The sequence below is a fragment of the Pseudomonas sp. NY15437 genome, from assembly GCF_048068435.1.
Lineage (GTDB): Bacteria > Pseudomonadota > Gammaproteobacteria > Pseudomonadales > Pseudomonadaceae > Pseudomonas > Pseudomonas nitroreducens_B.
Genome location: NZ_JBLUQC010000017.1, coordinates 129,704 through 139,609 on the forward strand (window position 1 = coordinate 129,704; position 9,906 = coordinate 139,609).

Sequence of the window (9,906 nt, forward strand, 5' to 3'; positions counted from 1 at the left end):
CCACCTAAAGTCAGTGTCCACTCAGCCCGGGACAGACCAGACCACTTTCAGGCCAGGCGGCGACCAGCACTCTACCGGATAGAATGGTGTTCCTCGTTTCAAATTGGGCAGCGAGCGATGTCAGAGCGGACATACACGAAAGAGCAACTGCAGGTCATTGAGCACCCAGGTGCCCACTCAGTTGTGGCGGCAGTAGCCGGCTCGGGAAAAACCGAGACACTGATCGGCCGCGTCCGACATCTCCTGCGAGACTTCAGCCCAGCCCATATCGCCGTAGTCATGTTCAATAGAGACGCCGCCCTATCGTTCCGGCGGCGATTCGAGCAGGCAGTCCAAGGTACTGCGCCAGAAATCAGAACGTTCAACTCGATGGGCAACAAGATCGTCAATCGACTTGTCCAGAGTGGGCTGCTCCCAGAGGCCAGGATAGAGCCCAAGGACCATCTACGGACGAAGATTGCCAAGGACGCTTTTACACGGGTTTTTAAAGCCATCAACGGCAGCAATGTCACCCCAGACAAGGAGCTGATAGATGGATTCATCTCCTTTTTGTTGCTGGTCAAATCGAGCACGCACAACCCCGAAGACGTGTTCGAAGCACACCAGTACAGTTCAATGGCCAAAGGGTACGTCGAGGCATTTCGTATCTATGAAGAACACCGAGCGCAGCTGAGAGTCAGGTTCTTTGAAGACCAGCTGTACGACCCCGTCAAGCTGATGCTGAGCCAGCCAACGACACAGCGATACGTCCAAAACCGGGTTGATCACCTCATCGTCGATGAAGCCCAGGACATGAACGGTATCCAAATCGCCTTGCTGAAAATCCTCGCCGGCGACAGGGCCAAGGTTATGCTCGTCGGGGACGAAGACCAGGCCATTTACGATTGGCGCGGTGCGGAGCCCGACTACCTCATCCGCGGCTTTGAGCAAGACTTCCCGGATGCCACCCGTTACACCCTGCCGCACACGTTCCGCTTTGGCCATATGCTTTCGATCGCTGCCAGCCAGGTGATCACACGCAATACCAATCGCAACCCAAAGATCAGCATCTCAGCCGAGGGTACTCCACGCACACGCATCCATTGCCTGCCACTGGCACTTGGGCTGACCGACCTTGGAGAGCACGTAGCGGAGCTGCTCACCACTGGGGTGAAGCTACAGGACATTGCCGTGCTGGTCAGGACCTACGATCTGAGCGTCACCTTGGAGTTAGATCTGCACCAACGAGGCATCCCTTATCACGTCTATGGCCGACCACCGCTGATGCGCATTCCGGAGATCAGCGCACTGCTCGGTGTTCTCCAACTGGCTAGCGGCCGGTGGAAAAGCATGGAAGCCGACCAGCTCCGATATGTCATCAAGAGCTTGCTGCACCGCCCCACCCTCTATCTGGACAAAGCTGCGGTAAACCGTGTTGTAGAGATCGTAGTGCGCCAGCCAGAACGCCTTGTTGAGGCCATCCGATCGACCATCACTCCGCAAACCAAAGACTTTCAAGCCAACCAGATCCGTGACCGTGCGGACTTACTCGAGATCCTGGCGACTGCCACCGATCCGCAGGAGAAGGTGCTTACCGTCCTGGACCGGTATCTGTTGGCAACGGAATTCGAACGAAATATCGAAAAGCAGTCTCCCACTGCAGATCAAGCAGCAGCGGTCATGGCCAACATCCAGGCATTCCGGCTTATCGCCAGCCGACATGAAGGTAGCATCGATGCGTTTCTGGATAGCATTGACCCGCTTATCGACTCATCGACGATGGAGCCTCCCACAACACCTCACGTGTGGATCAGTTCCATTCACCGAGCAAAAGGGGCGCAATGGTCGAGGGTATTCGTACCCGGTGTCGTGAGAGGTGTCATCCCCAGAGACAACCTAAGCGCCGACGAAATCGAGGCAGAGCGCCGGCTGTTCTACGTAGCCATCACCCGCGCTGTCGATGAGGTTTTCATTGCTCACCCCAACGACCTAGAGTTTCAGCGCAGCCTGGAGCGCCCGGATATCAATGAAACGCATCCGGAGGCGAGCTCCGTATCTCGCTTTCTCTGGGAAATGGATATTGCCTTGGCTCGGCATGCAGGAGCCGCTGTCGAAGAAGAACGCTTCGCAGCCCTTGGAGAGGTGGCGCGCCCCGAGATCGCCAATACTTATTTCGCGACCTTTCTCTTCTCGAAAGACTGGCGCTATGCAAAGCGCCCGCAACCCTCTTCCCCCGCGTCCAATGGAACAAGCCAAGATATCTTCGGCGCGGCAAAAGGAACGCGGGTTGTTCACGCCATCTTCGGGAGGGGAACCATCGACAAATGGATCGACGATCGCGTACTACGAGTCGTTTTTGACGATGGGGATACTCGTCTGCTGGTGGCCAGCATGGCGCCGATGGAGATAGCGCCGGCATAAAGTCGGCACTCTAGTTCAGTAAGGGCTTCACTTTGCCCTGTCCCAAGTTTCGTAGACACGCAATGACCGCACAGACCAGATTAGGCCATCCTCGCACGACTGCAATGGGTCGGTAGCCGCCTCTCACCTGAGGCAGCAATCGGCCCGAAGCAGACCTTGTATACAGCGCAGACACGTGCTCTGTGTGTAGGTGTCTGTGTCATGGAGCACCAGAGTACCCGGCCCGGTCTAGTCGATTCGTTGCACAGACGCCCCCGCCGGCGTAAGGAGGCCGGGGTTACTCCTGGTCTGTGCACTTGGAACTTGTGTTTGTCGAGCCAGCAAACGATTAACCATCTAGAGGAAGGCCCCGACCTTATTGCCCCACTCAAAGCACAATGATCCATATCAACAAATCGGCAATTAATTACTACAACAGTCTGTTGCAGACATCGCAATAAAAATGCCTTGTCGTTTCCAAGAATCACTTCTAGTTTCTTTTCGCCGCTGAATGAAGCGACCACCTCCGATTCGACTTGCAAAAAGGAATTAGCAAAACATGAAGCTTGTACTTAATTTCGATGGTTCAGCCCTTACCGCAAACAATCTCCAGCAGGCAATTACAGCTGCGGGATCCAACACAACCATCAATATCGACACGGCTCAGGCCGTCAACATAACCACGCTCCTCCAGGTCATCGGCATCGCGGGAAATACCAAGCACCTGAGCGCCACATTCAATGGTTCTCAGTTGACCTCAAATAATCTGCAACAAGCAGTAAATGCGTCCGGCAGCAACACCAACATCGCCGTCAATACTGCACAGGCGGTAAACATCAACACTCTGCTTTCCATAATATCGTCCGCGGGCACCACCAAACATTTCAGCGCCGATTTCAATGGTGCCCAACTCACCGCAAATAATTTGCAGCAGGCGGTAGCCACCGCGCAATCAGGCACAAGTATCGGTGTGAACACGGCTCAAGCGGCGAATATTACCGCCCTTCTCGAGGCGATAAATGCTGCGGGCAGCAGCAAGGCATTTAGTGCAAATTTCAACGGAGCCCAGCTCACTGGCACAAACTTGCAGCAAGCTCTTACCGCCGCCGGCACAAATACTTCGATTGGCGTAAATACCGCCCAAGCGATCAACATCACAACTTTGCTACAGTTACTTAGCATCGCTGGCTATACCAAGAAATTCAGCGCCGATTTCAATGGCGCTCAACTGACTTCGAACAACCTTCAGCAAGCCGTCAGCGCGGCAGGAACCAACTCGAGCATCAGCGTCAACACCGCCCAGGCGGCGAACATCACGGCCCTCCTTCAGGCCATACAGAATGCGGGCAACAATAAGAACTTCAGCGCAGACTTCAATGGCGCGCAATTGACAGCAGATAATCTGCAGCAAGCGCTGACTGCAGCGGGGACTATGACCAAGATCAGTATTAACACTGCTCAAGCAGTAAACATCAACACCATGCTTCAACTTCTCTCTATTGCCGGAGCTGGCAAACTCTTCAGCGCCACATTCAACGGCGCGCAATTAACGGCAAACAACCTTCAACAAACCGTCAGCAATGCTGGGGCGAACACGACGATCATTGTCGCAAGCGCTCAAAGTACCCCCATCGCTACTCTGCTGGATGTCATCGGCACTGCGGGGTAATGCCCCTTCGCAGGTACTCACTGAGTACCTGCGCCCGCCATCAATTCATTCGAGTGCGGATTTCAACCAATCTGCCATCGACAAAGCGCAGGTATTGATATGCCCCATTGCTGGGGCCATAAACCCAATTCTCAATTGTTGCAGCGCCTTTTGCTACGTAACCATTAGCGTCGACAGCAGGACCCACAACCTGACGCTGCGCTGGCTGACCACACTTCCTAATCACATCAACTATCAATTCGCCTTCGCTTATCAAATTACTTCCACAACGCATTGTGGCTGCTTGAGTAGATGTTGCAGCAAAAGCAAGCAAGCCAAACAACAAACCAATGCAAGATTCCCTAAACCTCATAACGTACTCCTTGAGACATAATCCGCCAGAAAATCGGCCCGTCTTAAGACTACCACACCCTTGCACCCGAGCGTCATTACACACGTCAACATTGGCACACGTCTCGATAATGGCTGTTGACGAGTATAAGAAGGGAGCCATTGGTCGTTAAAGGCTCCGTCAAATTACTTGAGGTGAGTTGATCCAGACCGCGGAGCACTTCCCCGGAAACCGGCGTTCTGCTCGCTCCATTCGTCGTGCTCATTACCTGGTTCATTTATCGCAGCACCTATTGAGCGGTAGTCCGCTATGGGTCTATATCGACCCTCATCAGTTGCGGCGATCGACCAGTATCGGAAAGCCAAAAGGCGTCCCCATCTCCCTATTTCCAGTAACCGTCCTTCTTGCCGTCTGGATAAAGCCCACTTAAGATGCGATAAATTCGCATCTGCAAGCCGTTATCACGCAAGGATTCGCGTTGACATCTCCGCCCGCTCCCAGCGTCCATCACGCCGACATTCACTCGCTGTATCTCGATCACCACGCCTGGTTACTCGGCTGGCTGCGCAAACGCCTGCGCCACGCAGACAATGCAGCCGACCTGGCCCACGACACTTTTGTCCACCTGCTCGGCAAGCCAACGCAACTGCTGGAAGTCAGGCAGCCACGTGCTTGGCTGAGCGTCGTCGCCCGCGGTTTGCTGATCGACAGGGTGCGCCGTCAGCGCGTCGAGAAGGCCTATCTGGAAGCCATTGCCCATCTCCCCGAAGCGGAGATGCCCTCCCCGGAGTCGCAGTTGATCCTGCTGGAGACCCTCGCGCGAATCGATGCGGTACTGGATGGCCTGGCGCCGAAGGTACGTAACGCGTTTCTGCTGTCACGGCTCGAGGGCCTGGGCTACAAAGAAATAGCCGAGCGCCTGAACGTGAGTCTGAGCTCAGTGGAGAAGTACATGGCCACCGCCATTCGCCACTGCTTTCTGGCACAGCAATGAGCACCAGGGAACTGCCGGACGCAGTACTCGACCAGGCCATCGGCTGGCTGGTGCGTCTGCAATCGGGCTATGCGGACGAGCAAACGCAGACGGCCTGCCTGCTCTGGCGGCAGGCAGATCCGATTCACGAAACCGCCTGGCAAGCCTTGCAGTCCAGCGAGTCGGCCTTCGGACGCATGGCCGAACTACCCGGCGGTGTCGCACTGGACATCCTGCAACGCCTGCAGGGCAAGCGTCACGGCCGCCGCCAGGCACTCAAGGTGCTGGGCTTTGGCGTGGCAATCGGCAGCCTCAGTGGCTGGGGACTGCGTGAGCGCCCGCTAGCAACCTGGGGGGCGGACTACGTCACCGGTGTTGGTGAGCATCAGCAGTTCCTCCTGAGCGACGGCACTCGTCTGCAGCTCAATACCTCCAGCGCGGTGGACGTGCGCTTCACCGCACAGCGCCGGACGATCACATTGCTGCGCGGCGAGATCTTCATCGACTCGGGCAAGGACAGCGAGGTACCGGCGGGTTATCGCAGCCTATGGGTGGAGAGCCGCCATGCTCGACTGCAGGCCATCGGCACCGCCTTTGCAGTGCGCGATGAAGCCGAAGGAACGCGTTTGCGGGTCGAGGACGGGATCGTCGCTATCCATCGCGCAGACGCACAGCCGATCCGGGTGTTGGCGGGCGAGGAATACCTGATCCTAGGTTCAGGCACTCGACAGGTCGAAAACAGCGCCATGAATGCCAGTGCCTGGACACGCGGCCAGCTTGTGGCGAAGCGCATGCGCATGGCCGACCTGATCGAGGAGCTAGGGCGCTATCGCCAGGGATGGCTCAGCTGCGACCCGTCCATTGCTGCGCTGGAAGTCTCCGGCGTATTCCAGCTCGACAACATTGATGACGTCCTCGACGCCCTGGCCGATTCGATGCCGCTGCGCGTCCAGCGCTTCACGTCGTTGTGGATTCGTATCGTCGCTCGCTGAGCTCAATGCAAAAAATTCTCGATAACGATTACGGTTTTTTTCCGAGCCCTTCGGCAGACAGGAAAACACACTGCCATTGCCCAGGAGCTCGTTATCCATGCCATCCCTTTCCTCGCCGTCGCGAGCGTTGCGTCGCACCACCCTCGCCCTCACCCTTCGCGGCATTCTCCTCAGCAGCACCGCCGTCGTGTCACTGGCCAGCGTCGGCGTGCACGCTGATCAAAACGGGACTCATCGCTACGACCTACACGCCGGCGCGCTGGAGGATTCTCTGAACGGGTTTGCCCAGGCTGCCGGGATCACGCTGCCTTTCGATCCATCACTGACCCAGGGCAAGCAGGCGCCAGCGCTGCATGGAGAATTCGACGTACAGAGTGGCCTGGATCAGCTGCTGAGCGGCAGTGGGCTGGCAGCTCGAAGGAGCGCCGGCGGCAATTGGCTGATCCAGCCCATTCCCGCCGCCGAAGGTGCCCTGGAAATGGATCCTCTGACTATCTCGGGGTTGTCCCCGGGGTCGGTGACCGAAGGCACCGGCTCCTACACCACCGGCAGCTCCAGCACCGCGACGAAGCTGAACCTCTCGCTGCGGGAAACGCCTCAGTCGGTCAGCGTCGTCACGCGCCAGCAAATGGACGACCAAAATATGCAGTCTTTGGAAGACGTGGCCAGGGCTGCCACCGGCATCAGCACAGCCAAGGACTTTGGCACCGAGCGCTCGCGATATTTTTCTCGTGGATTCCAGGTAAACGACCTGCAATACGACGGCGTTCCAACGAGCATTTCCGAGAGTTACTCGATGGATGTGACCTCGGTGAACAACATGGCAATCTACGACCGTGTAGAGTTCGTTCGCGGCGCAAACGGTCTGATGCAGGGGGCGGGCAACCCCTCGGCAGCCATCAACCTGGTGCGTAAGCGCCCAACGGACACCTACAAGTTCAAAGCCGAAATCGGCGCTGGCTCTTGGGACAACTACTACAGCCAGATCGACGTGGGCGGGCCGTTGAACGAACAGGGAACACTGCGCGCCAGAGCAGTGCTGCTGTACAACGCCGGCAACAGTTTTGTAGATCGCGCTGACAAAGAGAACCAGCTCTTTTACGCCATTGGTGAAGCCGACTTGAGCGAAGCCACTACCGTAAGTCTGGGTACCGTGCTGCAAAAGGATTATCACGGTGGCTATGACTGGGGCGGTCTTCCCACGCAACTCAATGGCAGCTTCTATCCACTGTCGCGCTCCAGCTCCTTTGCGCCGAGCTGGGCCCACCTGAACAAAATAAATCGCACCGTATTCGCAGACATCAAGCATGCCTTCAACGATGACTGGAAACTGACGGTCAACACCAACCTGACCTGGTCGAACGCAGATTTTCTCGGGCTCTACGGCAACAACATTGGTAATGACCAGTTCCGCCTGTTCACCAACGACACCAAATACGACGATGAGCAAATCAGCCTGGATGCGGCGCTGAACGGCGCGTTTTACCTGCTTGGCCAACGCCACGAACTGGTGTTCGGCGCTAACGCACGCAAGGATCGCTTCATCAACGAATCGCGCTACAACAACAACCCAAGCGTGGTCGACATCCTTGATTTCGCCCCGTCGCAAGTGGCCTCGCCCACTTATGGCTACGAGCGCATCCAGTACCGTAACGTGCGCAAGGACAAGGGAGTGTATGCCGCCACCCGGTTGAACCCCACCGACGACCTGCATGTGATCCTTGGCAGCCGCTTCAGCTGGGTCGACTACGCCTCTGCCGACTATGAGGACCGCTTCAAGGAAGACGGAAAAGTCATTCCCTACGCCGGTGTGGTCTATGACCTGACTGACAGCGCCTCGGTTTACGCCAGCTACACCGAGATCTATCAGGTTCAAAACAACTACGACATTGACAACAAGCTGCTCGACCCGATCACTGGCAGTAACTACGAAATAGGCCTTAAGAACGAGTTCTACAACGGGCTGCTCAATACCTCGCTGGCGATTTTCCAGGTCGACCAGAGCCATATGCCCCAGGCGGTTACTGGCGCAGCACGTATTTGCGGGCCGGGGCGTACCTCAACCTGCTATGAGGAAGGCGGCAAGGTACGCAATCGCGGTTTCGAGGCTGAGGTGTCTGGCGAGATTCTCAAGGGTTGGAATGCGGTAGTGGGCTACACCTACAGCCACCCCGAGTATGTGGCCGGAGCCCGCAAGGGCACTGATTACGCAACTGAAACCGCCCCCCAGCGGTTGTTCAAACTGGCGAGCAGTTACCGTCTGCCTGGAGAGTTGAGCGACTGGCGCGTGGGCGGCGACCTCTACCATCAGAGCAAGGTCTACCTGGGCAACGTGGAGCAAGGCGCTTATAGCCTGGTCGGCCTGAACGCCAACTACCAGATCAACCGCAATCTGAGTGCGCAACTGAATCTCGACAACGTATTCGACAAGAAATACTACGCCTCGATCTATAACTCGAACCTGGGCAATTACTACGGCGAGCCGCGCAACTTCTCCTTCACTCTGCGATACGAGAACTGAGGTGTTCAAGCCTCGCCGCAGCCCAGCGGGTTGCGGCGAGATTGCAATATTCGCTTCAAACCTCGGGCCGTTTGCTTTGTAACCGTTCGCGGACGTTTATGACCTTCCGCTCTAGGTTGAGGCCCTTAGCCTCGGTCAGCAATCGGCCAGAAGCGGAAGTCAGTTCTGCAGGCCTGTCGACCCTGCACCTAGGATTGCCGCAACTCTTCCAGGAGCGCAAAAGACGGGCTCTTCCGAGAACCGTCCATTTTTCCCTGAGGTGTCCAAGGCGATCGTTTGATAGCCACCGTCTTCATAGGCCTCCATCACACCTAGCAACCTCAGATCGGCACCCTGCAAAGCCTCGAGATAGCGGCAGGGCGAAGTAGTCGGTTGAATTGGCCAACTCACCAGCAGTCGTTCATCCTTAAGCGTCAGCGCGGAATCCGGCATCGGAAGAAATTCCAAGGCGAGAAACAAGGGCTGCCATTGAGGTTCGACATCGTCCTCAATCACGGGCTTTTCGACAGACAGATTCAATAACACCTGAGCCAAATGCTCTTGGCTCTTCGCCTCGGCTAAAACGTACAATAAGCATTCCACTTAATTTCTCTCCTCAGAGAATCACCTGCCCGCTCGCCCAGCCAATTCGCACATCCGAGGATGTTTGCTGATAGACATCTTCCACCAAGGACTGCAGTGAAGGCGGGAGTTTCTTGGAGAAAAAGCGAGACATGAACTCGACAAATACGGGGTCTTGGTAAGTTTTGTCCGGATGGGCAGCCTCCCCTCTAAATAGCACCTCCAGACAACCTCTCAGAAAGTCCGCTTCCTTCACGCCGTCATATTGGTTGCAGATTTCTTCGTAGATTCCTTCGACATACGGTATCAGTCCGACGCCTATGTACCCACTAGACGGTTTTCCTTGAGCCAGTGCCGAGAATATGCTGGTGTGAATCGCCCCTAGTTTCGTAGACACCTCCAAGCCTCATAATGAGGCCCATCAGGAGGTGCCATGAGCAACCAGCGTTACCCCGAAGAATTCAAAATCGAAGCGGTCAG

The 9,906-nt window shown here is 56.3% G+C and carries 8 protein-coding genes; 5 read left to right on the forward strand and 3 right to left on the reverse strand.

Features of this window, described 5'->3' with window-relative positions; translation table 11 throughout:
• Positions 1-117 precede the first annotated feature (117 nt).
• Positions 118-2,400: an ATP-dependent helicase gene (locus ACNFIA_RS28125; RefSeq protein ID WP_416790305.1), complete on the forward strand. Its 2,283-nt coding sequence runs from the start codon at positions 118-120 to the stop codon at positions 2,398-2,400.
• 538 nt (positions 2,401-2,938) lie between these two features.
• Entirely contained in the window at positions 2,939-4,048 is a 1,110-nt protein-coding gene (locus tag ACNFIA_RS28130; RefSeq protein ID WP_416790306.1) for a hypothetical protein, read from the forward strand.
• Between the two features lie 40 nt (positions 4,049-4,088).
• On the opposite strand, the gene ACNFIA_RS28135 is transcribed toward ACNFIA_RS28130, so the two are convergent.
• Positions 4,089-4,400: a DUF2845 domain-containing protein gene (locus tag ACNFIA_RS28135; protein ID WP_081596642.1), complete on the reverse strand. Its 312-nt coding sequence runs from the start codon at positions 4,398-4,400 to the stop codon at positions 4,089-4,091.
• Positions 4,401-4,857: 457 nt separating this feature from the next.
• On the opposite strand from ACNFIA_RS28135, the gene ACNFIA_RS28140 reads away from it, so the two are divergent.
• The 3 genes from ACNFIA_RS28140 (at position 4,858) to ACNFIA_RS28150 (ending at position 8,865) form a co-directional block, all read left to right on the forward strand.
• Entirely contained in the window at positions 4,858-5,373 is a 516-nt protein-coding gene (locus ACNFIA_RS28140) for a sigma-70 family RNA polymerase sigma factor (RefSeq protein WP_416790307.1), read from the forward strand.
• Positions 5,370-6,344, forward strand: coding sequence for a FecR domain-containing protein (locus tag ACNFIA_RS28145; RefSeq protein ID WP_416790310.1), 975 nt, complete (start codon positions 5,370-5,372; stop codon positions 6,342-6,344). Before ACNFIA_RS28140 ends, ACNFIA_RS28145 begins: the two co-directional genes overlap by 4 nt.
• Before the next feature lie 97 nt (positions 6,345-6,441).
• Positions 6,442-8,865, forward strand: a complete 2,424-nt coding sequence (locus ACNFIA_RS28150; protein WP_416790311.1) for a TonB-dependent siderophore receptor — start codon at positions 6,442-6,444, stop codon at positions 8,863-8,865.
• Between the two features lie 159 nt (positions 8,866-9,024).
• On the opposite strand, the gene ACNFIA_RS28155 is transcribed toward ACNFIA_RS28150, so the two are convergent.
• Positions 9,025-9,435: a hypothetical protein gene (locus ACNFIA_RS28155; protein WP_416790312.1), complete on the reverse strand. Its 411-nt coding sequence runs from the start codon at positions 9,433-9,435 to the stop codon at positions 9,025-9,027.
• Positions 9,436-9,460: 25 nt separating this feature from the next.
• Complete coding sequence (locus tag ACNFIA_RS28160) at positions 9,461-9,823, reverse strand: hypothetical protein (RefSeq protein WP_416790314.1); 363 nt, start codon at positions 9,821-9,823, stop codon at positions 9,461-9,463.
• Positions 9,824-9,906 lie beyond the last annotated feature (83 nt).